Consider the following 25,587-nt stretch of genomic DNA (forward strand, 5'->3'; position numbering starts at 1 on the left):
CACCTCGCCGGTGACGGCGTCCGCCCGCAGCTCCGTGCCCGGCAGGTACAGGGTGTCGGCCTGCGGGGTGGAGTGGACGAGCCGCTTGCCGTCGGCGCTGTAGACGAACGAGGTGTCCCCGCCCGCGGTGGAGACCGAGTCCAGCTTGCCCTCGGCGTTCCAGGTCAGCTCCTGGAGCTCGCCGNCCAGATCGCGCTCGGTGGTGTTGCCGGCCGCGTCGTAGGCGAAGGTCGAGAGCGTGTCGCCCTGGGCGGTGCTCTGCACCACGCTCTGGACGGTGTTGGGCTGGTCCTCCCCCTCGGCGGGGTAGGTGTAGTCGCGCACCACGTCGCTGCCGGTACCGGTGGTGTCGTGGTGGGTCTCGGTGAGGCGGTTGCCGGCCGCGTCGTAGGTGTAGGAGTGCCAGTAGGGCTCCGGTCCGCCCACGTCCTGGCTGGTGGGCGCACTCTCGCAGTCGGCCGGGTCACTGCCCGACAGCGTCCACGCCTGGGTGGACGGAACCCTGGCAGGAAGCGATCCTGTCGGGGGTTAGAGAGCAGACCGATGCGGCCGACCTCTCCGTCGGGTGGAGTGGGGGCCACTGGCGAGAAAGCAGGTGCCAAACCCCGCCTCGGGGAGCCTCGTCCACCGGGAACGGCTCACGCGCCGTCGGGTCGCCGCTCCGCGTTCGGGGGAGCGGCTGCACCGGGTTTCGGACGTCGGTCCCTGGACAGCAGGACGGACAGCCCCGCCCACGCCAGGTCGGCCACGGTCATCGCCAGCCGGGAGGCCGCCGCCACCACCAGGGCCGCCCCCGTGTCCACGACCGGGGCGAGCGCCACCACCAGCACCGCCTCCCGTACCCCCAGGCCGGCGGGCGCGAACACCACCAGCAGTCCCAGCGTCCAGGCCAGCGCGTAGGCGCCGACCGCCGGGCCGAGTGAGGGCAGGGCGTCACCGCCCACCGCCCGCACCAGCACCCACACGTGCGTGCCCAGCAGCAGCCAGGCCGCCACGGTCCAGGCGACGGCCGCCGCCATCGAGCGCCCCGGCAGGTCGAGCGGCCCCGCCCCGGCCACCTCGCGGAACCGGGCGAAGGGGCGCGCGGCCAACCGGAGGCCCCACCCCGCCACGCGCGGGTGCAGCACGCCCAGCGCCACCGGCGCCAGGGCCAGCGCCCACCACCAACGGCGGGCCGCCTCCGCCGACGCCAGCGGCAGGGCGAGGGCCGCCACACACAGGCCGACGGCCACCGTCACCGCCACGGCGAGCACGGTCGCGGTCGCCCCGCGCACCCGGGGCACGTTCCAGTCCCGCGCGAGCTCCACCTGGGCGAGGAACGCCCACACCGAACCGGGCAGGTACTTGCCGAGCTGGCCGACGAACATCACCCGCGCCGCCGCGCCGCGCGGCAGCGGCGAACCCAGCCCGGCCAGCAGCGTGCGCCAGGCCAGCATCTGGCAGACCAGGCCGGCCATCCCGGCGGCCACCGACACCGGCAGTGTCCACAGGGGCAGATCGGCGACCGCCTCCCGCGTCTGCTCCCAGTGCGCGTGCACGGCCAGGACCGCACAGGCCAGGAGCAGCAGGAACAGCCCCAGCCGCACCCACGGGTTGCGGCGCAGTCGGCTCAGCACCCGTCCCCTCCTCTTGCCGGTGTCACCCGATGATCCCAGACCGGGCCCGGCCCGCCGCGTCCGGGAACCCGACACCTGTCGCGATGCCCGGGACAGCGCGGCGACCGCGTCGTAGGGTTCGCCCATGAGTGGTGCGAAGCAAGGCCCCCGCCCGTCACCGACCGTCCCCGCCCCCTCCGCGATGCGCCGCGCCCTGGCCCGCGCACGCGACGGCAAGACCCTCGACCCCGACGAGGCCGAGGTCCTCCTCCACGCCCGCGGTGAGGACCTGGACACCCTCCTCGACCACGCGGGGCGTGTCCGCGACGCCGGTCTGGAGGCCGCCGGGCGGCCGGGCACCGTCACCTACAGCCGCAAGGTCTTCGTGCCGCTGACCCGGCTGTGCCGGGACCGGTGCCACTACTGCACGTTCGCGACGGTACCCGGCCGCCTGGAGTCGCCCTTCCTCTCGCCCGACGAGGTCCTGGAGACCGCCCGTCAGGGAGCCGCCCTGGGCTGCAAGGAGGCCCTGTTCACGCTCGGCGACCGCCCCGAGGACCGGTGGACGGCCGCCGCCGAGTGGCTGCACGCCCACGGCTACGACGACACTCTCTCCTACGTGCGCGCCATGGCGGTCCTGGTCCTGGAGGAGACCGGCCTGCTCCCGCACCTCAACCCGGGCGTGCTCACCTGGTCCGACCTCCAACGGCTCAAACCCGTCGCGCCGTCGATGGGCATGATGCTGGAGACCACCTCCACCCGCCTGTTCACCGAACCGGGGCAGGCCCACTACGGCAGCCCGGACAAGGACCCGGTCGTGCGGCTGCGCGTGCTGGAGGACGCGGGCCGCTCCAGCGTGCCGTTCACCACCGGAATGCTTCTGGGGATCGGGGAGAGCCACCGCGAGCGCGCCGAGACGGTCTTCGCGATCCGTGCCGCCGCCCGGCGCCACGGCGGCGTCCAGGAGGTCATCGTCCAGAACTTCCGCGCCAAGCCCGGCACGGCGATGATGCACCGCCCCGACGCCGAACGCGAGGAGATGGCCGCCGCCGTGGCCGTCACCCGGCTGGTCATGGGGCCGAAGGCGCACGTCCAGGCGCCGCCCAACCTCATCGGCGCCGAGCACGGGGGCGTGGACGAGTACGCGCTCATGCTCCGCGCGGGCATCGACGACTGGGGCGGGGTCTCCCCGCTCACCCCCGACCACGTCAACCCGGAGCGGCCCTGGCCGCAGATCGACGACCTCGCCGCGCGCACCGCCGAGTCCGGGTTCACGCTCCGGGAGCGGCTCACCGTCTACCCGGAGTACGTGCGCGCGGGCGAGCCGTGGCTGGACCCGCGGATCGCCGGGCACGTGGCCGCGCTCGCCGACCCGGAGACCGGGCTGGCGGCCGAGGGCGCGTCCGTGGCGGGCCGCCCCTGGCAGGAGCCGGAGGCCGTGCTGGTCGCCTCGGGCCGCACCGACCTGCACACCGGGATCGACGGGCGGGGGCGCACCGGCGACCGCCGCGGCGACTTCGACTCGGTGTACGGGGACTGGGACGCGCTGGCGGAGGGCGTGGACCGCGAGGGCGCCGTCCCCCGCAGGTTCGACCCCGACATAGCCGCCGCGCTGCGCGCCGCCGAGGCCGACCCGGCCGGGATCTCCGACACCGAGGCGCTCGCCCTGCTGCACGCCGACGGCCCCGAACTGGAGGCGCTGGCCGGCCTGGCCGACCGGGTGCGCCGCGACACGGTCGGCGACGAGGTCACCTACGTGGTGACCAGGAACATCAACTTCACCAACGTCTGCTACACCGGCTGCCGGTTCTGCGCCTTCGCCCAGCGCCGCACGGACGCCGACGCCTACACGCTCTCCCTGGAGCAGGTCGCCGACCGCGCGGAGGAGGCGTGGGGGGCCGGGGCCACCGAGGTGTGCATGCAGGGCGGCATCCACCCGGACCTGCCCGGCGACGCCTACTTCGATCTGGCCGCGGCCGTGCGCGAGCGGGTCCCGGAGATGCACGTCCACGCCTTCAGCCCGATGGAGGTGGTCAACGGGGCCTCCCGCAGCGGCCTGCCGGTGCGGGAGTGGCTGGTGCGGGCGCGTGAGGCGGGGCTCGGCTCGGTCCCGGGGACGGCCGCGGAGATCCTCGACGACGAGGTCCGCTGGATCCTCACCAAGGGGAAGCTGCCCGCGGACGCGTGGGTGGAGGTGATCACGGCCGCGCACGACCTGGGGATCCCCACCACGTCCACGATGATGTACGGCCACGTGGACGCGCCCCGCCACTGGGTGGCCCACATCAGGCTGCTGCGCTCGCTCCAGGAGCGGTCGGTGGAGCGGGGCGGCGGGCCCGGGTTCACGGAGTTCGTGCCGCTGCCGTTCGTGCACACCAACGCGCCGCTGTACCTGGCGGGGCTGGCGCGGACGGGGCCCACGGTGCGGGAGAACCGGGCGGTGCACGCGCTGGCCCGGCTGCTGCTGCACGGGGCGGTCGACAACATCCAGTGCTCGTGGGTCAAGCTCGCCGAGGACACCTGCCGGACCCTGCTGCGGGGCGGCGTCAACGACGTGGGCGGCACCCTGATGGAGGAGACGATCAGCCGCATGGCGGGGTCGGGGCAGGGGTCCTACAAGACGATCGGCGACATCCGCGCCCTCGTGGAACCGACGGGGCGTCCGCTGCGCCAGCGCACCACGCTCTACGGGGAGGTGACCGAGGAGCGGCGCCGGGCGGCCGAGGCCAGCGGCGGTGTCGCCGACAGCGTCCGCCGCCGGGCCCTGCCGCTGGTGTGAGGTGTCGTGCGGTTTCCCTGGACAGGCGGGTATGCGCGGAGTATGACGAATAAGCGCGTCACCATCAGCGTCCCGGAGGAGATCGTGGCCAAGGCCCAGCGCGCCGTCGATTCCGGCCAGGCCGGTTCCGTCTCCGCGTACTTCACCGAACTCGCGGAGACCGCCCCCGACTGGGCGGATGCAGAACAATTGGCCGCTGAGATTCTGGAGGAATCGGGCGGAACGACCGCTGAGGACGAGGAGTGGGTGGAAAGCGTGCTCGGCGGGGCGAGGCGCTCTGTAGAGTCCGCTGGATGAATACGGATGTCGTCGTCTTCGACACGGGAGCATTGACCGCGCTCGAACGTCGACAGGCCAGGATGTGGAGACTGGTCCAGCGCGTGGTCAGAGAGCGCCTCAGGATCATCGTCCCGGCCGGTGTGTTGGCCCAGGCTTGGAGAGGCGACGCGCGCCAACACGCCATCTCCCGTCTGATCAAGGGGCGCACCACCTTGATCGATCCCCTGAACAAGGAGACGGCCAGGCAGGTGGGTGTCCTTTTGGGCAGGTCTGGAGGCAGCGATGTCGTGGACGGTCACGTCGCGCTTCTCGGAGCCAAGTTCCGGGCGCCGGTCCTCCCCTCCGACCCCGACGACATCGGCAAGATCGACCCCGCTCTCACGATCGTGTGCGTCTGAGCGGGCCGCCGCGCGAGTCGGGGAAACGCGGCGGCCCGCCGGGATGAGGCGGGACCCTGCTCGCGGTCCCGCCCCGGGTCAGCAGGTGCCGAGGGTCTCCCAGACGCCCCATTGGCCGGTGGTGCCGGGCTCCTCGCCCCGGGTCCACCACTTGGCGCGGTACTCCGCGCCCTCGTGGGAGACGGTGTCGCCGCCGGTGTAGACGGTGGTGGACGACCAGGCCGGGGAGGCGCAGTCGGCGGGCGGGCCGGTGGGCTCCTGCGTCGGCTCTCCGGTCGGTCCGTCGGTGGGCGGGTCGGTCGGGCCGGAGCCCAGGCGGGCGGAGAGGGCGTCCGCGAACGCGTAGCCGTTGGTCGCGTCCCAGTTCACCGACCACGTCATGACCCCGCCGATCGGGCCGTAGGGGGTTTCGGGGGTGAAACTCCCGCAGTTGGTGCCGGCCTCCAGGCAGTCGAGGGCGGCGACGATCTCGCTCGGCGGCATGTACCCGCCGCCCGCGGCCGAGGGGACGGCGGGCAGGCCTAGGCCGACCTGGCCCGGGGACAGGCCCATCTCTAGCTGGATGCAGGCCAGCGCGGCGACGAAGTCGGGCGTGCCCTGAGCGTAGACCTGGTCGTCGCACCCCAGCATGGTGCCGGAGTTGTAGTACTGCATGTTGACGATGGTGAGGATGTCGCCGATGTTGGACGCCAGTTCGTAGTACGGCGCGGTCTCGTACTGGAAGTCGATGGTCTGCGGCGCCATCGTGATGATCAGGTCCGGTCCGGCGTCGGCGCTGAGGTCGCGCAGGGCCGCTTCCATGTACTGGGCGTCGATGCCGTGTTCGAGGTCGATGTCGATCCCGTCGAACCCGTACTCCAGCATGAGCGCGTGGGCGGTGTCGGCGAAGTTCCGGGCCTGGGCGGCGTTGGCGACGCTCACGTGCCCGAGTTCGCCGCCCACGGAGAGGACCACCTTGCGGCCCTCGGCCTGGATCGCGGCGACGTCGGAGCGGAAGCCCTCCTCGGTGTAGCCGTCCAGTTCGCCGACGGCGAGGTCGAACGTGATGCCGCCGTCGAGCGTGGGGTGGTTGTCGGCGAAGGCGACGGCGACGAGGTTGTACTCCGAGGGGACGTCGGCGAGCGTCAGGACGGTCGATCCGTTGTCGAAGTTGTGCCAGTAGCCGGTGAGCCACTGTTCGCTGTGCTCCTCGGCGGCCAAGGCGAGCGGCGCCGTGGCCGTGACCAGGGCGGTGGCGAGGGCGGCGGCTCCGGCGGCCAGGGCGGTCCTGGCGCGGGAGGCCCCTGTCCCGTGGCGGTTTCTCTTGCGGACGAGGCCGAGCATGGGGGTGCTCCTTTCCGTCGAGCGTGGGCAGGGGTTGTGGGACCCCTAATAGTTAAGAAACCTTAAAATTTCCGGCCCCCCGCGTCAACGGAAACAGTAAAGAAAGTTTGCTGTTCTATCGGGTACCTGGTTCCACGCGAAGGGCCGACGCGCCCCAGCGCGTCGGCCCTTCGCGTGGAGAGCGCGGGGTCAGCGCACCGCGATGAAGTCCTCCGGGTCCCGGGGCAGCCGGTCCCGGGGCGGCTCCGCCGCGTGCCCCACGGCCACCGCGCCCATCGGCTCCCAGTTCCCGGGGACCTCCAGCACCTCGCGCACCACGTCCGGGCAGAACAGGGTCGAGGAGATCCACGCCGAACCCAGGCCCTCCACGGCCAGGCCCACCAGCAGGCTCTGCACCCCGGCACCCATCGCCACCAGGAACATCGATCGCTCGGCGTCGGCCCGGCGCGCGTCGGGGTAGGGGTGCGCCCCGTCGGCCACCAGGAACGGCACCACCAGGCAGGGGGCGCCGCGCAGCACGTCGCCGCGCCTGGTCCGCCTCGCGACCTGCTCCTCGGAGAAGCCGTCGCCGCGAAGGTCGGCCACCCACGCCTGGAGCATGGCGTCCAGCAGCCTCTTGCGGGTGTGGGCCGACTCCACCAGCACGTACCGCCACGGCGTGGTGTGGTGGGGCGCGGGCGCCGTCACCGCGGTGCCCACCGCCCGCCGGACGGCGGCCGGGTCCACCGGGTCGCCGGTGAAGGAGCGCACCGTGCGCCGGGCCGGGACCACGTCGCGCGAGCCGTACCGGAACAGGTCGTCGTCGGCGGGGCGCACCAGGGCGGCCGCGCCGGGGCCGTCCTCGGCGGTGACCAGGCGGCCCAGACCGCTGACCACCGCCACCGGGACGCCGTCGGTCTTGCCCTTGACCAGTTCGCCCGCGCCCGCCACCTCGTCGGCCAGCGCGTTCACGGTCGCCGCCATGGGCGTGCCGTGGCTGTCGGGGGTGCCGCGCAGGTCCTGGAGGGGCGGCAGCCCGGCCAGGCCGAGGGCGACATCGGTCTGGCCCACCCGCCAGGGGCGGCCGAAGGTGTCGGAGACAACCACGGCCACGTTCACCCCCAGCCGTGCCCGCAGCGCCGCCCTCAGACAGCGGGCGGAGGCGTCGGGGTCCTCCGGCAGCAGGAGCACCGTCCCGGGCTCGACGTTGGAGGCGTCCACCCCGGCCGCCGCCATCACCATGCCGCGGCGGTCCTGCACGATCCGGGTCCGGCCCGCCCGCGCCACCGTCCGCACGGCCTCGGCGTCGACCGCCTCCTCCCGGTCCATCCGGCGGTCGCGCCCCTCGGCCTTGCTGACGACCTTGGAGGTGACGACCAGCACGTCGCCGTCGGCCAGCGGGGTACCGGAGGCCTCCGCGGCGTCGGCGATCAGGGCGGCCAGGTCGTCGCCGGGGCGCACCTCGGGGATCCCGGCCAGCCCGCGGATCCCGATCCCGGGGGTCATCCCTTCGCCTCCGACAGTTCGACGGCCAGGTCCACGGCGGCGCGGGCGAGCGCCTCGGTCGCGGCGGGGCCGTTCATGTACAGCGGGCGTGAGCGCACCTCGATCCCCGCAGCCCTCGTCCCCGCGTCGGCCTCGTCGACCAGCCAGCCGTCCAGCAGGTCCGCCCCCAGGTGCTCGGCGACGGCGCCAGCGTCGGTCTCCACACCGAGGGCGGCCAGGCAGGCGTCGGCCATCCCGCGGACGGGCGCGCCGCCGATGATCGGGGAGACGCCCACCACGGTCTTGGCGGCCATGGCGTCGCGGATGCCGGGCACGCCCAGGACGGAGCCGACGCTGACCACCGGGTTGGAGGGCGGCAGGATCACGGCGTCCGCCTCGGCGATGGCCTTCAGCACACCGGGTGCGGGGGCGGACGACTCCGCGCCCACGGAGACGATCTGTTGCGCGGGCAGGGCGGCCCGGTGCCGGATCCACCACTCCTGGAAGTGGAGGGCGCGGGGCCCCTCGCCCTCGTCGACCACCACGTGCGTCTCGACCTGGTCGTCGGTCATGGGGATCAGGCGCACGCCCGGCTTCCAGCGGTCGCACAGCGCCTCGGTGACGGCGGAGAGGGGATACCCCGTGGCGAGCATCTGCGCTCGGACGATATGGGTGGCTGTGTCCCGGTCGCCCAGACCGAACCAGGTCGGCCGCATCCCGTAGGCGGCGAGCTCCTCCTTGACGGTGAAGGACTCGTCGGCTCTGCCCCAGCCCCGTTCCTCGTCGATGCCCCCGCCCAGGGTGTACATCACCGTGTCCAGGTCCGGACAGATCCTGAGTCCGAACAGGGTGATGTCGTCGCCGGTGTTGCCGATGACGGTGATGGCGCTGTCCGTGCTGTGCTCTCCGGTGGTGGGGGAGCCGGTTCCGAGGGCGGCCTTGAGGCCGCGCAGGAAGCGTGCTCCGCCGATACCGCCGGCCGGTACGACTATCCGCATGCGTCCAAGTCTGGCAGGCTGGAGGCATGTATGCGTCGTGTGCCCCGCTGATGGGCGGTCCCGGTACCACGTGACCGGACCCGCGTCTGAGAGTCTGAGAACTCCAGGGCCGTGACCACCGTCCCACCAGTGGGCCGCCCTCCGACACCTCCCTGTTCGTCCGGGGCGCAACCGATGCACCAGACAGCCTGACCATATGCCAAGCTTCCCCCGACGCGACGGCGAGGAAGCAGCGGAGGGGAACCTCTCTTGAACAACGAAACACTCGAACGCCTGCGCCCGCTGGGGGTCTGGGTTCTGCTCGGTGCCGCGGGCGCGTCCCAACTCGCAGGGCTGATCCGCCTGATCATCGGGATGAGCGAGGGCAGCTTCTCCGGCGGGGTGGGCGGCGCGAGCGGCCACTTCTTCGGCCTGTGGACGACGGCCCTGATCGCGGGCGCGGTCGCGCTGGCGCTGAGCAGTGAGCGCACCCGGCCCGCGGCCCGGCCCGTGGTGATCACCGCCATGGTCATGGCGGGCATCGGCCTCGTCTTCGCCGCGATCCACCTGATCACTGGGTTCGTCGGCGTCTACAACCCCGCGTACGGGTTCGCGAACCTCTTCTCGACCCTGGCGAGCGGTGCTGTGCTGGGCGTGGTCGGGTTCGGGCTGCTCAAGGTCTTCAAGGACCCGGCTCTGGTGCCGCAGGCGCCGGCGCAGCCCCAGTACAGCCAGGGCTTCCCGCAGGCGGCCGGCCAGCAGCAGGCCCATGCCTATGACCCTCAGCAGGCCTACCAGCAGCAGGTCTACGGTCAGCAGCAGGCGTACCAGGACCCGGCACAGGCCGCCTCCGGCCAGCAGCAGGCCTACGACCCCTCCGCGCAGCAGGCGTACGGCCAGCAGCAGGCCTACCAGGACCCGGCACAGGCCGCCTCCGGCCAGCAGCAGGCCTATGCCTATGACCCTCAGCAGGCCTACCAGCAGCAGGTCTACGGTCAGCAGCAGGCGTACCAGGACCCGGCACAGGCCGCCTCCGGCCAGCAGCAGGCCTACGACCCCTCCGCGCAGCAGGCGTACGGCCAGCAGCAGGCGTACTCGTACGGGACCGGGGCCCAGCAGGGGTACGGCCAGCAGTACGGCCAGGGCGCGGCACAGCAGGGCGGTTACGGGCAGGGCTACGACGCCTCGCAGTACGCACCGCAGGGCTACGACCCGCAGCAGTCGTCCGCGGAGCAGGCCCAGCAGCCGACCACCGGGGAGCAGGCGGCGCAGGAGGCCATCCAGTACGGCTGGTACCAGGGCTCCGGCTCCGGGGAGAACGCGGGCACCGATGCCTCCGGGCAGGGCGGCACCACCTACGGGGACCAGTACGACCCGAATACGGGTTACGGTACGGACCAGCACAACCAGGGTGGTTCCGGCGGCCAGCAGGGCTGGTACGGCGGGGAGGAGCGGCGCTGAAGCGCGTTGCACACCACCGTTACCCCGCCGCCCTCGTGGGCCGCGCGAATTGCGCGGAATTCACAGAACGGACACAGCAGGGCTGCCACCAGCGGTTCCGTGCATGATATTCAGTGGATTGCCACGTGGGGTGCTTGACTCTTAGCGAGGTGCCCTCGTGTAATTCGAGGGTGGGATTCCACCCGGCTCGGGGGACGAAAAGGGCCGGGACATCTATGGGGGGCAACAGGAGGTGCGCATGAGCGAGGTCATCCCGCTGGCGCACGGCTCGGACGAGGAGCTGGGCTGGCAGGAACGCGCCCTGTGTGCGCAGACCGACCCGGAGGCGTTCTTCCCGGAGAAGGGCGGTTCGACCCGGGAGGCGAAGAAGGTCTGCCAGTCGTGTGAGGTGCGCGCGGAGTGCCTGGAGTACGCGCTGGAACACGACGAGCGCTTCGGCATCTGGGGAGGACTCTCCGAGCGCGAGCGCCGGAGGCTGAAGAAAGCCGCCGGAGGGGATTTCGATTTCCTCTCGGAGGTGCTCTAGGGCGCACGTGTGAGGCGCGCTCGGACCACAGGTCCGGGTGCGCCTTTTCTGTGCTTCGTGTTACCCGGAGGCGCACATATGAATCATCCTGTATATGAATACTGTCTCTAATAGGGGGATATGAGTGGGTCCACGGATCCCGGCGAGGAGCTCCGCAACGACCCACGGTGGCGTATCGTGATGTCCCGCGCCATGCCCTGAGGCGCGCCGTGGACGCCGGGCGCACCGGTGCCCTCCGCGCCGCGGCCCGGGGCCTGCCCCCGCTCTCCCGGAAGAGAACCCCCACAGCCGTGCTTGCCCAGGAATCCGCCCGACACATCGTCACCGCGGTCATCGTCAGCCATGACGGAGCCCGCTGGCTGCCGGAGACGCTGGCGGCCCTCAAAGGCCAGTCACGGCCCGTCCAGAGGGTCGTGGCCGCCGACACCGGCAGCACCGACGAGAGCACCGAACTCCTCGCCGGGTACCTACCCGCCGACGCCGTCGTCGACCTGCCCGCCGGCACCGGCTACGGCGACGCCGTCCGCGGCGCGCTGGAACTGCGGCGCTCCACCTCGGCCGTCCACGGCTTCGACGACGCCGCCACCGAGTGGATCTGGCTCCTCCACGACGACCTCACCCCGGAGCGCGACACCCTCGAACGCCTCCTGAAGGCAGCCGAGCGGGACCCGCGTGCCGCCGTGCTCGGCCCCAAGCTCCGCGACTGGTTCGACCGCCGCCGCCTGATCGAGGTCGGCGTCACCATCGACGGTGCGGGCCGCCGTGAGACCGGACTCGAACAGCGCGAGTTCGACCACGGGCAGCACGACGGCGACCGCCGCGTGCTCGCCGTGTCCAGCGCGGGCATGCTCGTCCGGCGCGACGTGTGGGACCGGCTCGGCGGGTTCGACCCGGCGCTCCCCCTCTTCCGCGACGACATCGACTTCTGCTGGCGCGTGGGCGGCGTCGGCCTGCACACCCGCGTCGTCACGGACGCGGTGGCCTACCACGCCGAGGCATCGGCCCGCCGGCGGCGCACCATCACCGCCACCCGCAACCACCCGCGCAGGATCGACCGCAGGCACGCCGTGTTCGTCCTCCTGGCCAACCTGCCCACCGGGGGCATGGTGGCGGCCCTGGCGCGCAACTCGGCCGCGTCCCTGCTGCGCGTGGTGGTGTCCCTGTTCATGAAGCAGCCCGCGGACGCCCTGGACGAGGCCGCGGCCATCACCCTCGTGTACCTGCGCCCCTTCCGGCTGATCCGCGCGCGGTTCCGGCGCCGCCGCGACCGCAAGCGCACCTACAGCGCGATCCGGCCCTACCTCGCTCGCGGGATCTTCCTCCGCAAGGCCACGGACGCCATCGGCGGCTTCCTCGCCGGGGAACCGGTCATGGACACCCCCGCGCGCCACCAGGCGGCCTCCGGCACCGATGAGGAGGACGAGGCGCTCACCGACTGGACCGGCCTCGTGCGCCGCACCCTGCGCAGGCCCGGCGTGCTGCTGGTGCTCTCCCTGACCGCCCTCGCCCTGGTCGCCGAGCGCTCCCTGCTCTTCGGCGACCTCCTCGCGGGCGGGGCCCTTCCGCCCGTCTCGGGCACCGCGTGGGACCTGTGGGACCTGTACCTGTCGACAGCCCCGGACAGCGGACTCGGCTCGGACGGGCCCGCGCCCCCCTACACCGGGTTCCTCGCCCTGCTGTCCACCCTCACCCTGGGCCAGCCCTGGATCGCGGTCGGCCTGGTCCTGCTGGGCTGCGTGCCACTGTCCGGCCTCACCTCCTACCTGCTCGCCTGCCAGGTCCTGGGCTTTCGGCCCGCACGGGTGTGGGTGGCGGCCACCTACGCACTGCTGCCCGTGGCCACCGGGGCCGTCTCCCAGGGCCGGGTGGGTACGGCCCTGGTCCACGTGCTGCTGCCGGTGGCGGCGCTGCTGCTCATGCGCGTGGTGTCCATGCCGCCACGACCGGCGCGCCGGTCCGCGTGGGGGCTCGGCCTGGTCCTGACTGCGGCCACCGCCTTCGTCCCGATCGCCTGGCTGCTGGCCCTGACCGCCGCCGCCCTGGTCGGGGCCGCCTTCGGGCACATGGGGCGCCGCCTGTACACCGACCTCGCGATCGGGCTCGCCGTCCCCCTGGTGCTGCTCCTGCCGTGGACGCTGCGCCTGCTGGCCCACCCCACGCTCTGGCTGCTGGAGGCCGGGCTGCACCGTCCCGGACTCTCCGACCCCGCCGCCACCGCACGGCAGCTGGTCCTGTTCTCCCCGGGCGGGCCGGGCAGCCCCCCGTACTGGGTCACGGCCGGTCTCCTCGCCGCCGCCCTGTGCGCCCTGCTGCTCCTGCGCAACCGGCTGCTCGTCGCCGCGGGCTGGGCGCTGGCCCTGTTCGGCCTGGTCCTGGCCGTCCTCACCAGCCGCCTGGTCGTCGAACCGTACTTCGGCGGGCCCCCGGCACCCGTCTGGCCCGGGACGGCGCTGTCCTTCGCCGCACTGATGGTGCTCCTGTGCGCGGCGACCGCCGTGCGCTCGTTCGTGCGCATGGCGGCCAAGGGATGGCTCCGGCGGATCTGCGCGGTGGCGGTGGCCCTGCTCGCCGTCACCACCCCGCTCTCCGCCGCCGCCCTCTGGGCCTGGGAGGGGGCGGACGGTCCCCTCACCACTCGCGACTCCTCCGTGATCCCCGGTGCCCTGGCCGCCGTCCGCAGCGACGGCACCCGGCCGAGCACCCTTGTCATCACCCCCGGCCCGGACGGGGGTGTCGACTACGTCGTGGCCCGCGGGCGCGAGCCGCGGCTGGGAGAGGAACGCCTCGTCCCCGCCGAGGCGACGCGGCAGGCCATGGACCGGGTCGTCGCCGAGATGGCGGGCGGCCGCGGCGACGCCAACCCGCAGGTCTTGGCCGACTTCGGCATCCGGTACGTGCTCTACCCCCGTCCGGAGACGGGTGGCCCGCACGACGCCTCCCTGGCCACCACACTGGACGGCACCCCCGGGCTGATGCGCGAGGCCCTGTCGGACCGCTACGGGCTCTGGCGCGTGGACGGCTCCAGCGGGCGCCTGCGCGTGGTCGAGGAGGGGGGCGGGGCCGAGGCACTGGCCCTCTCCGGCGACGGGGAGCTCGCCGCCCGGCTGCCCGAGGGCGGCACCGGCCGGGTGCTCGCCCTCGCCGAGTCGGCCGACGGGGGCTGGCGGGCCGCCCTCGACGGCGTGGAACTGGCCCCGGCCGCTACGGAGCACGGCACGCAGGCATGGGATCTGCCCCCCGGCGGCGGCACGCTGCGCGTGTGGCACGCCGACCGCGTCCACACCGTGTGGACGGTCGCCCAGGGCGTCCTGCTGCTCGTGGTCGCGGTGCTCGCCGCCCCCGCGGTGCGGACCGAGGAGGAGACCCGGCTGATCGAGTCCGCCGAGGTACCCAGCCCGCGCGTGCCGCAGTGGAAGTTCCTCCCGCGCGCACCGGGGCGCCGGGCCAGGCGGGGACCCAGGAAGCGAGGCCGCCGCAGGGCGGGGCGCGCCGCCGCGGGGGAGGGGCCGGCCGACCCCCCCGACCCTGGCGCGGGCGAAGAGGGAGAACAGCCGTGAGACTGATCATGGAGAGTCGGTTCGCGCTGCTCGGGGCGGTCTCACTGGCCCTGGCCCTGCTGTGGGGCCTGGCGTTCGCGAGCCGCTCGGTGGGTATCGGGGTCGGCGTCTCCGAACCCGGGACCTTCCGTCCCGAACGCGCGACCCGGGTGTGCCCCGCCCCGCACGAGACGGCCGGGCACGGTGCCGAGAGCACCGTCGCGGCGTTCACCCCCAGGGTGGGCCGCGACGACACCGGCCGGCTGTGGGCCGTGCCGGTCCCGGACGGCGGCGACGCCTCCGCTCTCGGGGAGGAGCGGACCGAACCGGGCGGCGTCTGGCGCGCCGACACCGGGCAGGCCCTCCGGCCCACCGCGCTGCGGGCCGAGGGCGCCCTGGCCGCCGGACTGGACTCCGCGCAGACCACCGTGTCCGACACGGGTCTGACGGAGGTCCGCTGCGAGGAGCCCTCGACCGATCTGTGGTTCGCCCTGCCGGGCGGCACCGACCCCGAGGCCGTGGAGGTCGCGTCCCTGACCGCCCACCTGGCCAACCCCACGGAGACACGGACCACCGTGAGCGTGGACCTCTACACCCAGAACGGCCCGGCCTACTCCGCCGAGAGCCGCGGGGTCCCCCTCCCCGCCGGTGCGTCGACCGAACTGGACCTGACCGGACTGGTCCAGGAGACGGCCGCCCTCGGGGTGCACGTGCGCACCAGCACCGGCCGTGTGGCCGCGTCCCTGCTCGCCGAGCACTCCTCCGGTGCCACCGGCTGGGTCCCGCCCACCCGTGCGCCCGCGGACGAGCACGTGATCCCCGGGGTGCCGGGGGGCGACGGCTCGCGCCGCCTGCTCGTGGCCGCGCCCGGGGACGAACCCGTCGAGGCCAGGGTCCGCCTGATCCCGGAGGGGGCGGACGGCGAGGGCGAACCGCTGGTCGTGCACGTGCCCCCGGCCGCGTCCGCCTGGCTCACCCTGGAGTCGGGGCTGCGCGGCCGGGCCGGGACGGTCGTGGTGGAGGCCGACGCCCCCGTGGTCGCCGGAGTCCACACCGAGTACACCGAGTACGCCGAGGACGGGTCGGCGACGGTCCTGGACACCGCCTACGCGGCCGCCGTGGAGCCGCTGAGCGCCCCGCTGGACACCACCGCGGTCCTCCCCGAGGTCCCCGACGGCGTGGCGGCAGAGGTGGCCATGGCGGCTCTGGACGGTGAGGCACACGTGGTGGTGACCCCGATCGGAGCCGACGGGACACAGGGCGACGCGGTGCGAGTGGACCTGGCCCCGGGCACCACACGGGTGTTCGGCAGCGGGGCCGGGGGCTGGACGGCTCCCGCGGCGGCCGGAGGCTACGCGCTGCGGCTGGAACTCCTGGAGGGCTCCGGTCCGGTGTACGCCGCACGGCGGCTCAGTACGCCGGAGGGCTGGAGCGTGCTGCCGGTCCACCCGGCGCCCGTGGAGGTGGAGCTGCCGGTCGTCCGCGACACCATGGTGGGCGTGGTGCCCTGAGGCGGCCTACTCCGGGTCGACGGACTCCGGTTCCACGCCCAGCAGGTTGGCCACTTCCTCCACGACCGCCTCGTGCACCAGGAGCGCCATCTCCTCGGGGTCCTTCGTCCGGATCTCCACCGGTCGGCGGTACACCACGATGCGGGGCTTGCCCGCGGGGTCGGTCTCCAGGCGGGAGAAGGGGATCGTCTCGGTCATGGGGACGCCTGCAGGGATCGGGGGGACGTCCTCGACGAGGAAGTCCACGTTCGCCAGCTCGCGCGCCCACAGCCGCTCCAGGCGTTCGACGGCGTCCAGTACAAGGTCGTCGAACGCCTGTGCTCGGCTGCGGAACACCGGCAGGTCGGAGGGCACCAGAGGACCGCGGACACCTCGGCCGCGGCGGTCCCGGCGCCGCACTCGGTCTGGTTGGCCACTGGAAAGGCGCACTCGTCGCACACTTCGAGACTAAGCCATCGGAGGCCTCCGGCGTAGTCCGGATGCGGGGGGAAACAGGAGTTCGCACGGAACCGGTAGGCCCCGCCTCCTTTCGGGACGAATCCCACCGTTCCTACGGCGCGTGCTGGCGTGTCCCTCCCCGAGGGCATACAGTCGAACGCTGTGAGCCATGTTCGCCGCTGCTCCCGTACCGCGTGCAGGCAGCCCGCCGTCTTCACGCTCACGTACGTGTACGCCGATTCCACCGCCGTCCTGGGACCTCTCGCCGCCTACGTGGAGCCGCACTGCTACGACCTGTGCGCCGTCCACGCCGACCGCCTGACCGCTCCCCGGGGCTGGGAGGTCGTACGGCTGCCCGTGGAGACCGCCGGGGGCGGTCCCGGCAGCGACGACCTGGAGGCCCTGGCCGACGCCGTGCGCGAGGCGGCCCGTCCGCCCTCGGGCGCCCGTCCCTCCGACGCCGTCGGCGAGGGCACCGAGACCCTGCGCCGCGGCCACCTGCGCGTGGTCCGCTCCGACCCCGGCACGGGCGACCGGGGCCCGCGCCGCCGGAACTGAGCCCGCCGTCCACAGCCGCGGCGGCGCCTCTGGGGCCGTCCGCCGCGCCTTGCTAGTTTTGTACCGCGCGGAAAGCCCCGCGTCACCGAACCAGGTGCAGGACCCGACGGGCCGGAGAAGACGTGGCTGATCTCGGAAGCATCTTCAAGGCATACGATGTACGCGGTGTGATACCGGACACCCTCAACGCGGACGTCGCCCGCGCGATCGGGGCGGCCTTCGCCCGGGTGGTCGGCGGAGCGGCCGTCGTGGTCGCACACGACATGCGCCCCTCCTCACCGGAACTCACCGCGGCCTTCGCCGAGGGGGTCACCTCGCAGGGAGTCGACGTGGTGCACGCGGGTCTGGGCTCCACCGACCTGCTGTACTACGGTTCGGGCCACCTGGACCTGCCCGGTGCCATGTTCACCGCCAGCCACAACCCGGCCCAGTACAACGGCATCAAGATGTGCCGGGCCGGCGCTGCGCCCATCAGCGGCGAGACCGGGCTGGACGAGATCCGCCGCCTGGCCGAGGAGGGTGTTCCCGCCTTCGACGGACCCGCGGGCACCGTCACCGAGCGCGACCTGCTGCCGGGCTACGCCGAGCACCTGCGCGGCCTCGTCGACCTGTCGGGCATCCGCCCCCTGAAGGTCGCCGTGGACGCGGGCAACGGCATGGGCGGCCACACCGTCCCCGCCGTCCTGGGGCAGGGGCTGCCGCTGGACCTCCTCCCCCTCTACTTCGAACTGGACGGGACCTTCCCCAATCACCCCGCCAACCCGCTCGACCCGGACAATCTGGTCGACCTCCAGGCGAAGGTGCGCGAGTCCGGAGCCGACCTCGGTCTGGCCTTCGACGGCGACGCCGACCGCTGCTTCGTCGTCGACGAGCACGGCGAGGCCGTCCCCCCGTCGGCCGTCACCGCGCTGGTCGCCGCCCAGGAGTTGAAGCGTGAGCCCGGGGCCACGGTCATCCACAACCTCATCACCTCCGCGGCCGTCCCCGAGATCGTGCGCGAGAGGGGCGGGGTCCCCGTGCGCACCCGGGTCGGCCACTCCTTCGTCAAGGCCACCATGGCCGAGACCGGAGCGATCTTCGGCGGTGAGCACTCCGCCCACTACTACTTCCGCGACTTCTGGCGGGCCGACACCGGCATGCTCGCGGCCATGCACGTCCTGCGTGTCCTGGGTGCCCAGGAGCGGCCCCTCTCGGAGATCACCGCGGAGTACTCGCGCTACGCGGCCTCGGGCGAGATCAACTCCACCGTCACCGACACCGGAGCGCGGATGGCACAGGTGCGCGAGGCCTTCGCCGGCGGGGACGGCGTCACCGTCGACGAACTCGACGGGCTGAGCGTCACCCTGCCCGACGGGTCCTGGTTCAACCTGCGCGCCTCCAACACCGAGCCGCTGCTGCGGCTCAACGTGGAGGCGCCCGACGACGTCACCGTCGCCACACTGCGCGACAAGGTCCTGGGCATCGTCCGCGCCTGACCCGTGGTGCGGGCCCGGGACGCGTGCTCCGGGCCCGCACCTCCGGTAGCTTCGACAGCACCACCGGCCGCGGAACGGTCCACGGCATCGGCGACACCCGCGTCCGCTCCGGAGCGGACGGCCGCGGCCACACCATACAGAAGGAGGAGGGCGTGCCCTCCCGGTCCTGCGGGACCGGGCCCGCACGTCCGGCACACCGATGAGCACGACGATCGACGGATGGCTGCTGGACATCCTGGTCTGCCCGCAGAGCCAGGCCCCGCTGCGCCACGACCCCGAGACCGACGAACTGGTCTGCGACGAGAGCGGTCTGGCCTACCCCATCAGAGACGGCATCCCGGTGCTGCTCGTCGACGAGGCCCGCAGGATCGACTGAGGCCGGAAGGGAACGCTTGGGCCGTCGCGGCGGTCACAACAGTGACGGCGCAGCGGACCCGGTGCCGCCGGGTGTGCATCCACGGTCACGTGTGCCCGCTAACCCGTACCCTGTTGCTGCGCGCACCGCTCATCACGAATGCCCTGGAGGACACCGATGTCCGGTCCTGAACCGCTACAGGCGAGCGACCCCGCGGAGTTCGGCGGGTACCGAGTGACCGGACGCCTGGGCAGGGGAGGCCAGGGCATCGTCTACCTCGCCGAGGACACCGCAGGCGACCCTGTGGCCGTCAAGGTCCTCAACGACCAGTGGTCCGCCGACAGCGACCTGCGCAAGCGTTTCGCCAAGGAGGTCCGCGCCGCTCAGAAGGTCGCCTCGTTCTGCACGGCGGCGATCCTCGACGCCCAGCTCGACGACGACCCGCCCTACGTGGTCAGTGAGTTCGTGCCCGGCAAGGACCTCCAGGACACGGTGGCCAAGGGCGCGCCGCTCAAGGGGTCCAAGCTCCAGCGGCTGGCGGTGTCCACGGCCACCGCCCTGGTGGCCATCCACAAGGCGGGGATCGTCCACCGCGACTTCAAGCCCGGCAACGTCCTGCTCGGTCCGGACGGACCGCGGGTCATCGACTTCGGTATCGCCCGCATGGACGACGGCACCGCCACCATGACCAACTCGATCGTCGGAACGCCCTCGTACATGGCACCCGAACAGATCGAGGGCCGCGGGGTCACCGACAAGTGCGACATCTTCGCTTGGGGCTGCGTCATCGCCTTCGCCGCCACCGGCAACGCCCCGTTCGGCTCCGACACCGTGCCCGCGGTGGTGCACCGCGTGGTCAGTGCACCGCCCGCCCTGGACGGTATGGACGAGACCCTGCGCCCCGTCGTCGAGGCCTGTCTGGACAAGAACCCCGACCGCCGCCCCAACGCGCAGAGCCTGCTCATGCGCCTGCTCGGCCACGAGAGCGCCGACGACGCGGCCGCCTCCACCGACGAGGCCTTCCGCCGGGGCGAGCAGATCGCCCAGACGGGCCTCCTGCCCGCCGGCGCGCAGGTTCCGCCCGCGGTGCAGCGGTCGCCGCGTACCGGCCCCCAGCAGGGTTTCGGAGGCTATCCGCCGCACGTGTCCGATCCCGGACACGGCCCCACGTCCTCCGAGCCGCGGCCGGGCACCGCGGGCCACCCCGTGAACTCCAACCCGCGTCCCGCGTTCGGCGGCCACCCCGGCACCTCCAACCCCCGGCACGGGATGCCGGGGATGTACCCGAACCCCGGGCCGCCCCACCCCCAGCGGCGGCCCGTGCCGCCCGGCACACCGATGGCCGGAGGCGCCAGCCCCAACCAGGCCTATGCGTCTCCCGGCCGCCCCGGCCCGATGCCGCGCCCGGCGCAGCCGCCCTCGCCGCTCCAGCAGAGCTGGGTGATCCCGGCCGTCCTGATCACCATCGTCATCCTGGTCCTGCTGCTGGTGCTGATCGCGGTCAGCCAATAGCCCGCCACGGACGCCTGAGGGCGCAGCCCCCTGCCCGGCCGTGTGCGGGGAACCGGTCTTCACACCCGGGTCAGGGCGTTCATGGAACGGGAGACCGCCTCGTCCACGAGGTCGCGGATCTCCGGCCAGCGCTCGTCGACGGAGTCGGTGGGGATCACCGTCACGCTGTCGGCCCGGGACATGTCCAGGGTGTCCCTGACACCCTCGGGCGTGGTGAGCCTGCCGTCGGCGGTGACCGCCAGCACCCCGGTCTCGGGGCGTCCGACCTCCTGGACCACCACGAACAGGGTCAGGGAGGCGTCGCCCGCCACCAGCTCCAGTGAGGTCCACCAGTGCGCGGCGCCCGGGGTGAGGACCGTGCGCGAGGCGGGCGCGCTGCCCGGGTCCTGCCTCGGGGCGTCGCCGGAGCCCCCAGAACGCACCGTCGTGCCCGCCCGCGGGTCCATGGCCCGCAGCATGAGGTCCAACGCCTCCCCCCGCGAACGAACGTAGGCCTCGATCCGTCGACACGTCACCGAGGCCAGCGGCGGTCGGCTCCCACGGGGCTCGGGGACCTCCGCGGGCACCCAGCACAGCTCGTCGCGCAGCGTGCCGGTGGCCAGGCGGGCGACGTGGTGGACCAGCCCGGCGAGCCGTTCGCCGGGCTCCCGGACGGTGACCGGGGGCCGCAGGGCCAGCGGGTCGGGCAGGAGCGGCGGGTAGCAGGCGCGTTGGAGCACGGCCGAGGCGAGCATCCAGGGCAGCACCCACGGAAGGCCGTCGTCGGGGCTTGTGCCTGTGGCGCCGAGGAGGTCGGCGCACCCGGCGAGGACGTGGGCGGCGCGCACCACGGGGTGGGCGGGCAGTTCCGCGGCCTCCGCCAGGTTCCGCGACTCGTTCCAGTCCAGTCGGCGCTCCGGAACCCGGCAGGCCCGGTCGGTCGGCAAGGCGGCAGCGAGGGCCGACAGCTGCATGACGTAGTCCGCGCAGACGGGCTGTCCCGCCATCCCCTCCCTGGAGACGGAGAGCACCGCCTCCACCAGGCCGGGGCCGCCGCCCAGCTCACGGACGCGCCGGTGCACCAGCTCCTGCCGTGCGGCCGCGCGGGCCTCCCGGGGCCGCCCGTCGCGTTGGCCCGCCCAGATGGTCCGGAGCCGGTCGACGTCCGTGAGTTCGTCACGGACGCGGGCGGGAAGAGGATGTGAGGCAGCGTCGCTGCGCAGGGTGTCCACGTTGTGATGCGTAGCCGGTGGACCGAACGGTGAAACCTCTCGGGACGGCCGTTACCGGACGCGTGCGCGGGACAACCCCCGGTGGATGTGCGCGTCACTCACGAGCCGTTCCTGCGGAGCAGGCGCATCGCCTTCTGCTTGTCGAAGTCCATCGCGCGGGCCGGAGCCTGGGCGAGGCGGCCGAGGCGTTCCCCGTGCGCGCGCACCCGCGCCAGGACCTCGGGTTCGGCCAGGACGCGCAGCGCGAACGCCAGGGCGGCGGGAGGGATGTCGAACTCGCGCTCCATCCGCAGCCCCACCGCTATGGTGTGCAGGTCCTCCTCGGTGAAGCGACGGTGTCGGTGGCCGCGTCCCGTGGGCTGTTCCTGGGTGCGGGGCAGCAGGCCCAGCGCCTCCCGGTAGCGGAGCATGCGCGCCGTGGTGCCGACCCGCTCGGCCGCCGCGGAGATCGGGACGGCGCCAGTTGTCCGGGAGGGTGCGGGCGGGGTGTCGTCGAGGGCGGCCATGGAGCGAGCCTAACGAACTTCTTCGGAGGCCAGGGAAAATCTGCCGATGCAATGTCAATTTTTCCTCTCCGCTGGTGGAACAGCTCTACAATCAGGGTCGCCACCACGATCAGAGTTGAGGAATCCATGGCTTTCGACTTCAAGGTCGCCGATCTTTCTTCGGCCGCGTTCGGCCGCGATGAGATCCGGCTCGCTGAGCACGAGATGCCCGGTCTCATGGCCACGCGGGCCGAGTACGGTGACAGCAAGCCCCTGCGCGGTGCCCGCATCATGGGCTCCCTGCACATGACCGTGCAGACCGCCGTGCTCATCGAGACCCTGGTCGCCCTGGGCGCCGAGGTGCGCTGGGTGAGCTGCAACATCTTCTCCACCCAGGACCACGCCGCGGCGGCCGTCGTGGTGGGCCCCGACGGCACCCCCGAGGATCCCCGGGGCGTCCCGGTGTTCGCCTGGAAGGGCGAGACACTGGAGGAGTACTGGTGGTGCACCGAGCAGGCGCTCACCTGGCCGGGAGCCGAGGGCCCCAACATGATCCTCGACGACGGCGGCGACGCCACCATGCTCGTCCACAAGGGCGCCGAGTACGAGAAGGCCGGGGCGGTCCCCGACCCCTCCACCGCCGACAGCGAGGAGTTCGCGGTCGTCCTCACCCTGCTCCAGCGGAGCCTGGCCGAGGACCCGCAGAAGTGGACGAGGATCGCCGAGGGCATCCAGGGCGTCACCGAGGAGACCACCACCGGCGTGCTCCGCCTGTACGAGATGCAGCGTGAGGGTGTCCTCGCCTTCCCGGCGATCAACGTCAACGACTCCGTCACCAAGAGCAAGTTCGACAACAAGTACGGCATCCGCCACTCGCTGCCCGACGGCATCATGCGCGCCACCGACGTCCTCATCGGCGGCAAGGTCGCCGTGGTGTGCGGCTACGGCGACGTCGGCAAGGGCTCCGCCGAGGCGCTGCGCGGCCAGGGCGCGCGGGTCGTCGTCACCGAGATCGACCCGATCAACGCCCTCCAGGCGGCGATGGACGGTTTCCAGGTCACCACCCTGGAGGACGTCCTGGAGACCGGTGACATCTTCATCACCACCACCGGCAACTTCAACGTGATCATGGCCGACCAGATCATGCGGATGAAGCACCAGGCGATCGTCGGCAACGTCGGCCACTTCGACAACGAGATCGACATGGCCGGGCTCGCGAAGGTCCCCGGCATCGCCAAGAAGGAGATCAAGCCGCAGGTCCACGAGTGGACCCGCCCCGACGGCCGGTCCGTCCTCGTGCTCTCCGAGGGCCGTCTGCTCAACCTGGGCAACGCCACCGGCCACCCCAGCTTCGTGATGTCCAACAGCTTCACCAACCAGGTCATCGCGCAGATCGAGCTGTTCACCAAGCCCGACGAGTACCCGACGGACGTGTACACGCTGCCGAAGATTCTCGACGAGAAGGTGGCCCGACTGCACCTGGACGCGCTCGGTGTCAAGCTGACCCGGCTCACCAAGGAGCAGGCCGCCTACATCGGCGTGGACGTCGAGGGCCCCTACAAGTCCGGCCACTATCGGTACTAGGCCATGTCCGCACCCTCACACGAGGTCGCGGACCTCGGCCTCTCCGGGGCCGGGGTCCGCCGGATCGCCTGGGCCGAGCGGTCGATGCCCGTGCTGGGCAAGGTACGCGAGCGCTTCGAGCGCGAGCGGCCCCTGGCGGGCCTGCGCGTCGCCGCGTGCCTGCACGTGACGGCGGAGACCGCCAACCTGCTGCGGGCCCTCAGGGCGGGCGGAGCCGATGTCTGGCTGGCCGCCTCCAACCCGGTCTCCACCCAGGACGACACGGCCGCCGCGCTGGTGAGCGAGTACGGCGTGGCGGTGCACGCCTGGGCGGGCATGGATCCGGCCGCCTACGACCGCAACCTCGTCGCCGTCCTGGAGTCCCGGCCGCACCTGCTGCTCGATGACGGCTGCGACCTGGTCAACACGGTGCACGCCGACCGGCCCGACCTCATGGAGGGTGTGCTGGGCGGTTGCGAGCAGACCACCACCGGGGTGATCCGGCTCCGCCGGATGAGCGCCGAGGGGCAGTTGCGGCTGCCGATGGTGGCGGTCAACGACACCGCCACCAAGCGCATGTTCGACAACCGCTACGGCACCGGGCAGTCCACGATCGACGGGATCCTGCGGGCCACCAACGCGATGCTGGCGGGGCGGACCGTGGTCGTGGCCGGGTTCGGCTACTGCGGGCGCGGCCTGGCCGAGCGGGCGCGCGGCATGGGTGCCCGGGTCGTGGTCACCGAGGTCGACCCGGTCAAGGCGCTGGACGCGGTCATGCAGGGGTACACGGTCACCACCATGGCCGAGGCGGCCCGGCTCGGCGACGTGTTCGTGACAGTGACCGGCAACCGGGACGTGGTCCGCGGCGAGCACCTGGACCGGATGCGCGACGGCGCGATCCTCGCCAACTCGGGCCACTTCGACCTGGAGATCGACCTGGTGGCGCTGGAGAGCAGGGCGGTCGAGGTCAACCGGGGCGTGCGTGAGCAGGCCGACGAGTACGTGTTCGCCGACGGTCGGCGCGTGCTGCTGCTCTCGGAGGGGCGCCTGGTGAACCTGGGGGCCGCGGAGGGCCACCCGGCGGCGGTGATGGACATGTCGTTCGCGGTGCAGGCGCTGACCACCGCCTGGCTCGCCCGCCACCACACCGAACTGGGGCCCGGGGTGGTGGAGGTGCCGGAGGAGACCGATATCGAGGTGGCCCGGCTCGAACTCGCGGAGCTCGGCGTGGCCATCGACGCGCTCACCGAGGAGCAGGCGGGCTACCTGAGCTCCTGGCGTCCCTGAGGCCCCGGCCGGGGGTCAGCGGGGGAAGGGGCCGCCGGGGCGCATCTGTGCCTCGTGTCGGCGGCGGCGCTCGGCCAGCACGGCGGCCAGGTACTCCGGTGGGGCCGTGCCGGGCGGCGGGGGCGGACTGGTCTGCGCGGCCACTTCGGAGGCGAGCCGGACGCCCATGTCGTGCCGTGCCCGTTCGGTCAGCTCCCAGAACCGCAGGACGTACTGGCGCGCGGCCGCGGCGGTCTCGGGGGAGAGCCCGGACAGCTCGGTGGCGGCCGCCCAGTCGGCGAGGTGGCGCGGCATCGGTACGAACTCGTCCCGGCGGCCCCCCGCGCGTTCGGAGACCACCAGGGTGCCGCCCACGAAGTCGCCCACGCGGCGGCCGTCGCGGTTGATCATCGAGGTGAACAGCGCGACCACACCGCCGGTCACCCAGATCTCCAGTGAGGCGGCGAGCGCACGGGCCAGGGCCTGGCGGAAGCGGACCGGCGACCCGTCCGTGCCCACCACACGCAGCCCCAGCGCCATTTTGCCCAGGGACCGCCCGCGCGAGAGCGACTCGAAGGCGGTCGGGTACCCGATGATGATGAGGACCGTCCCCGCGAGGGCGATCGCGGCGGTGGCGGCCGGATCCACGCCGTCGGCGATCCACGCCGTGAGTATGCCGAGCAGGAGCAGCATGACCACTTGGAGTGGGATGTCGATGAGGGCGGCCGCCGCCCGGGAGGCGAAACCGGCCGGACGCAGGTCGAGGACCACCGCGTCCCCCGTCACCAGGGGCGACGCCTCGTAGAAGCCCCCAGGGGCCTGTGTACCGGGATGGGACACCTGCACACGCTCCCTCGTGGAAGGTACGAACCGTA

21 protein-coding genes are annotated in these 25,587 nt (G+C 72.9%); 13 read left to right on the plus strand and 8 right to left on the minus strand.

Annotation, left to right across the window (positions count from 1 at the left end; all coding sequences use genetic code 11):
• Nucleotides 1–638 precede the first annotated feature (638 nt).
• Nucleotides 639–1,616 carry a lysylphosphatidylglycerol synthase domain-containing protein gene (locus tag B042_RS22920; RefSeq protein WP_051415641.1) on the minus strand — a complete coding sequence of 326 codons (978 nt, stop codon included), beginning with the start codon at nt 1,614–1,616 and terminating at the stop codon, nt 639–641.
• A 124-nt stretch (nt 1,617–1,740) separates the two neighbouring features.
• Between B042_RS22920 and B042_RS0111520 the strand changes: the two genes are divergently transcribed.
• Genes B042_RS0111520 through B042_RS0111530 form a run of 3 tightly spaced genes read left to right on the plus strand, consistent with a single transcriptional unit; the run spans nt 1,741 to nt 5,051 of the window.
• The gene (locus tag B042_RS0111520) at nt 1,741–4,374 is read left to right on the plus strand and encodes a bifunctional FO biosynthesis protein CofGH (RefSeq protein WP_081748741.1); all 2,634 of its coding nucleotides are present in this window, start codon (nt 1,741–1,743) and stop codon (nt 4,372–4,374) included.
• Between the two features lie 42 nt (nt 4,375–4,416).
• Nucleotides 4,417–4,671, plus strand: coding sequence for a hypothetical protein (locus B042_RS0111525; RefSeq protein WP_028648419.1), 255 nt, complete (start codon nt 4,417–4,419; stop codon nt 4,669–4,671).
• Nucleotides 4,668–5,051 (plus strand): hypothetical protein, encoded by a 384-nt coding sequence (locus B042_RS0111530; RefSeq protein ID WP_028648420.1) that lies wholly within the window; start codon nt 4,668–4,670, stop codon nt 5,049–5,051. The genes B042_RS0111525 and B042_RS0111530 overlap by 4 nt, the downstream gene beginning before the upstream one ends.
• 78 nt (nt 5,052–5,129) lie before the next feature.
• Here the strand turns inward: B042_RS0111530 and B042_RS0111535 are convergent, their stop codons facing one another.
• The 3 genes from B042_RS0111535 to cofD form a co-directional block, all read right to left on the minus strand.
• On the minus strand, nt 5,130–6,374 hold the full coding sequence (locus B042_RS0111535) for a glycosyl hydrolase family 18 protein (protein WP_028648421.1): 1,245 nt from the start codon (nt 6,372–6,374) through the stop codon (nt 5,130–5,132).
• Between the two features lie 189 nt (nt 6,375–6,563).
• Nucleotides 6,564–7,859, minus strand: coding sequence for a coenzyme F420-0:L-glutamate ligase (locus B042_RS0111540; RefSeq protein WP_028648422.1), 1,296 nt, complete (start codon nt 7,857–7,859; stop codon nt 6,564–6,566).
• The gene (gene cofD, locus B042_RS0111545) at nt 7,856–8,836 is read right to left on the minus strand and encodes a 2-phospho-L-lactate transferase (RefSeq protein WP_028648423.1); all 981 of its coding nucleotides are present in this window, start codon (nt 8,834–8,836) and stop codon (nt 7,856–7,858) included. The genes B042_RS0111540 and cofD overlap by 4 nt, the downstream gene beginning before the upstream one ends.
• A gap of 249 nt (nt 8,837–9,085) precedes the next feature.
• On the opposite strand from cofD, the gene B042_RS0111550 reads away from it, so the two are divergent.
• From B042_RS0111550 to B042_RS0111565, 4 genes are all read left to right on the plus strand, one after another.
• Nucleotides 9,086–10,276 (plus strand): hypothetical protein, encoded by a 1,191-nt coding sequence (locus tag B042_RS0111550; RefSeq protein ID WP_028648424.1) that lies wholly within the window; start codon nt 9,086–9,088, stop codon nt 10,274–10,276.
• A gap of 238 nt (nt 10,277–10,514) precedes the next feature.
• Entirely contained in the window at nt 10,515–10,802 is a 288-nt protein-coding gene (locus tag B042_RS0111555; RefSeq protein WP_028648425.1) for a WhiB family transcriptional regulator, read from the plus strand.
• 167 nt (nt 10,803–10,969) lie between these two features.
• Nucleotides 10,970–14,359, plus strand: coding sequence for a glycosyltransferase family 2 protein (locus B042_RS22925; protein ID WP_231493943.1), 3,390 nt, complete (start codon nt 10,970–10,972; stop codon nt 14,357–14,359).
• Nucleotides 14,356–15,849 (plus strand): DUF5719 family protein, encoded by a 1,494-nt coding sequence (locus tag B042_RS0111565; protein ID WP_028648426.1) that lies wholly within the window; start codon nt 14,356–14,358, stop codon nt 15,847–15,849. The genes B042_RS22925 and B042_RS0111565 overlap by 4 nt, the downstream gene beginning before the upstream one ends.
• A 6-nt stretch (nt 15,850–15,855) precedes the next feature.
• Here B042_RS0111565 and B042_RS0111570 read toward each other — a convergent pair whose 3' ends face one another.
• The gene (locus B042_RS0111570) at nt 15,856–16,248 is read right to left on the minus strand and encodes a metallopeptidase family protein (protein WP_028648427.1); all 393 of its coding nucleotides are present in this window, start codon (nt 16,246–16,248) and stop codon (nt 15,856–15,858) included.
• A gap of 201 nt (nt 16,249–16,449) precedes the next feature.
• Between B042_RS0111570 and B042_RS0111575 the strand changes: the two genes are divergently transcribed.
• The 4 genes from B042_RS0111575 (at nt 16,450) to B042_RS0111595 (ending at nt 20,187) form a co-directional block, all read left to right on the plus strand.
• Entirely contained in the window at nt 16,450–16,845 is a 396-nt protein-coding gene (locus B042_RS0111575; RefSeq protein ID WP_028648428.1) for a DUF3499 domain-containing protein, read from the plus strand.
• Between the two features lie 122 nt (nt 16,846–16,967).
• Complete coding sequence (locus B042_RS0111580; RefSeq protein WP_028648429.1) at nt 16,968–18,320, plus strand: phosphomannomutase/phosphoglucomutase; 1,353 nt, start codon at nt 16,968–16,970, stop codon at nt 18,318–18,320.
• 199 nt (nt 18,321–18,519) lie between these two features.
• Nucleotides 18,520–18,696 (plus strand): Trm112 family protein, encoded by a 177-nt coding sequence (locus B042_RS24970; RefSeq protein WP_081748742.1) that lies wholly within the window; start codon nt 18,520–18,522, stop codon nt 18,694–18,696.
• Between the two features lie 156 nt (nt 18,697–18,852).
• A complete protein-coding gene (locus tag B042_RS0111595; protein ID WP_028648431.1) occupies nt 18,853–20,187 on the plus strand; it encodes a protein kinase in 1,335 nt (444 codons plus the stop codon).
• 59 nt (nt 20,188–20,246) lie between these two features.
• On the opposite strand, the gene B042_RS0111600 is transcribed toward B042_RS0111595, so the two are convergent.
• Both B042_RS0111600 and B042_RS0111605 read right to left on the minus strand, forming a co-directional pair.
• Nucleotides 20,247–21,398 (minus strand): hypothetical protein, encoded by a 1,152-nt coding sequence (locus B042_RS0111600; protein ID WP_028648432.1) that lies wholly within the window; start codon nt 21,396–21,398, stop codon nt 20,247–20,249.
• A 98-nt stretch (nt 21,399–21,496) separates the two neighbouring features.
• Nucleotides 21,497–21,904 carry a MerR family transcriptional regulator gene (locus B042_RS0111605; protein WP_028648433.1) on the minus strand — a complete coding sequence of 136 codons (408 nt, stop codon included), beginning with the start codon at nt 21,902–21,904 and terminating at the stop codon, nt 21,497–21,499.
• Between the two features lie 126 nt (nt 21,905–22,030).
• On the opposite strand from B042_RS0111605, the gene ahcY (B042_RS0111610) reads away from it, so the two are divergent.
• Together ahcY (B042_RS0111610) and ahcY (B042_RS0111615) are read left to right on the plus strand one after the other, a co-directional pair.
• Complete coding sequence (gene ahcY / locus B042_RS0111610) at nt 22,031–23,467, plus strand: adenosylhomocysteinase (RefSeq protein WP_028648434.1); 1,437 nt, start codon at nt 22,031–22,033, stop codon at nt 23,465–23,467.
• 3 nt (nt 23,468–23,470) lie between these two features.
• On the plus strand, nt 23,471–24,733 hold the full coding sequence (gene ahcY / locus B042_RS0111615) for an adenosylhomocysteinase (protein ID WP_028648435.1): 1,263 nt from the start codon (nt 23,471–23,473) through the stop codon (nt 24,731–24,733).
• 15 nt (nt 24,734–24,748) lie between these two features.
• Here the strand turns inward: ahcY (B042_RS0111615) and B042_RS0111620 are convergent, their stop codons facing one another.
• Complete coding sequence (locus tag B042_RS0111620) at nt 24,749–25,552, minus strand: RDD family protein (RefSeq protein WP_028648436.1); 804 nt, start codon at nt 25,550–25,552, stop codon at nt 24,749–24,751.
• Between the last annotated feature and the right edge of the window lie 35 nt (nt 25,553–25,587).

Origin of the sequence: Nocardiopsis sp. CNT312 (assembly GCF_000515115.1) — a bacterium.
Lineage (GTDB): Bacteria > Actinomycetota > Actinomycetes > Streptosporangiales > Streptosporangiaceae > Nocardiopsis.

What these genes read in the sequence shown, in the direction of transcription:
- cofD (WP_028648423.1), bottom strand. Translation starts at nt 8,836, where the DNA reads ATGCGGATAGTCGTACCGGCCGGCGGTATCGGCGGAGCACGCTTCCTG.
- B042_RS0111555 (WP_028648425.1), top strand. Translation starts at nt 10,515, where the DNA reads ATGAGCGAGGTCATCCCGCTGGCGCACGGCTCGGACGAGGAGCTGGGC.
- B042_RS0111540 (WP_028648422.1), bottom strand. Translation starts at nt 7,859, where the DNA reads ATGACCCCCGGGATCGGGATCCGCGGGCTGGCCGGGATCCCCGAGGTG.
- B042_RS0111530 (WP_028648420.1), top strand. Translation starts at nt 4,668, where the DNA reads ATGAATACGGATGTCGTCGTCTTCGACACGGGAGCATTGACCGCGCTC.
- ahcY (WP_028648434.1), top strand. Translation starts at nt 22,031, where the DNA reads ATGGCTTTCGACTTCAAGGTCGCCGATCTTTCTTCGGCCGCGTTCGGC.
- ahcY (WP_028648435.1), top strand. Translation starts at nt 23,471, where the DNA reads ATGTCCGCACCCTCACACGAGGTCGCGGACCTCGGCCTCTCCGGGGCC.
- B042_RS0111605 (WP_028648433.1), bottom strand. Translation starts at nt 21,904, where the DNA reads ATGGCCGCCCTCGACGACACCCCGCCCGCACCCTCCCGGACAACTGGC.
- B042_RS0111535 (WP_028648421.1), bottom strand. Translation starts at nt 6,374, where the DNA reads ATGCTCGGCCTCGTCCGCAAGAGAAACCGCCACGGGACAGGGGCCTCC.
- B042_RS0111520 (WP_081748741.1), top strand. Translation starts at nt 1,741, where the DNA reads ATGAGTGGTGCGAAGCAAGGCCCCCGCCCGTCACCGACCGTCCCCGCC.
- B042_RS0111595 (WP_028648431.1), top strand. Translation starts at nt 18,853, where the DNA reads ATGTCCGGTCCTGAACCGCTACAGGCGAGCGACCCCGCGGAGTTCGGC.
- B042_RS24970 (WP_081748742.1), top strand. Translation starts at nt 18,520, where the DNA reads ATGAGCACGACGATCGACGGATGGCTGCTGGACATCCTGGTCTGCCCG.
- B042_RS0111525 (WP_028648419.1), top strand. Translation starts at nt 4,417, where the DNA reads ATGACGAATAAGCGCGTCACCATCAGCGTCCCGGAGGAGATCGTGGCC.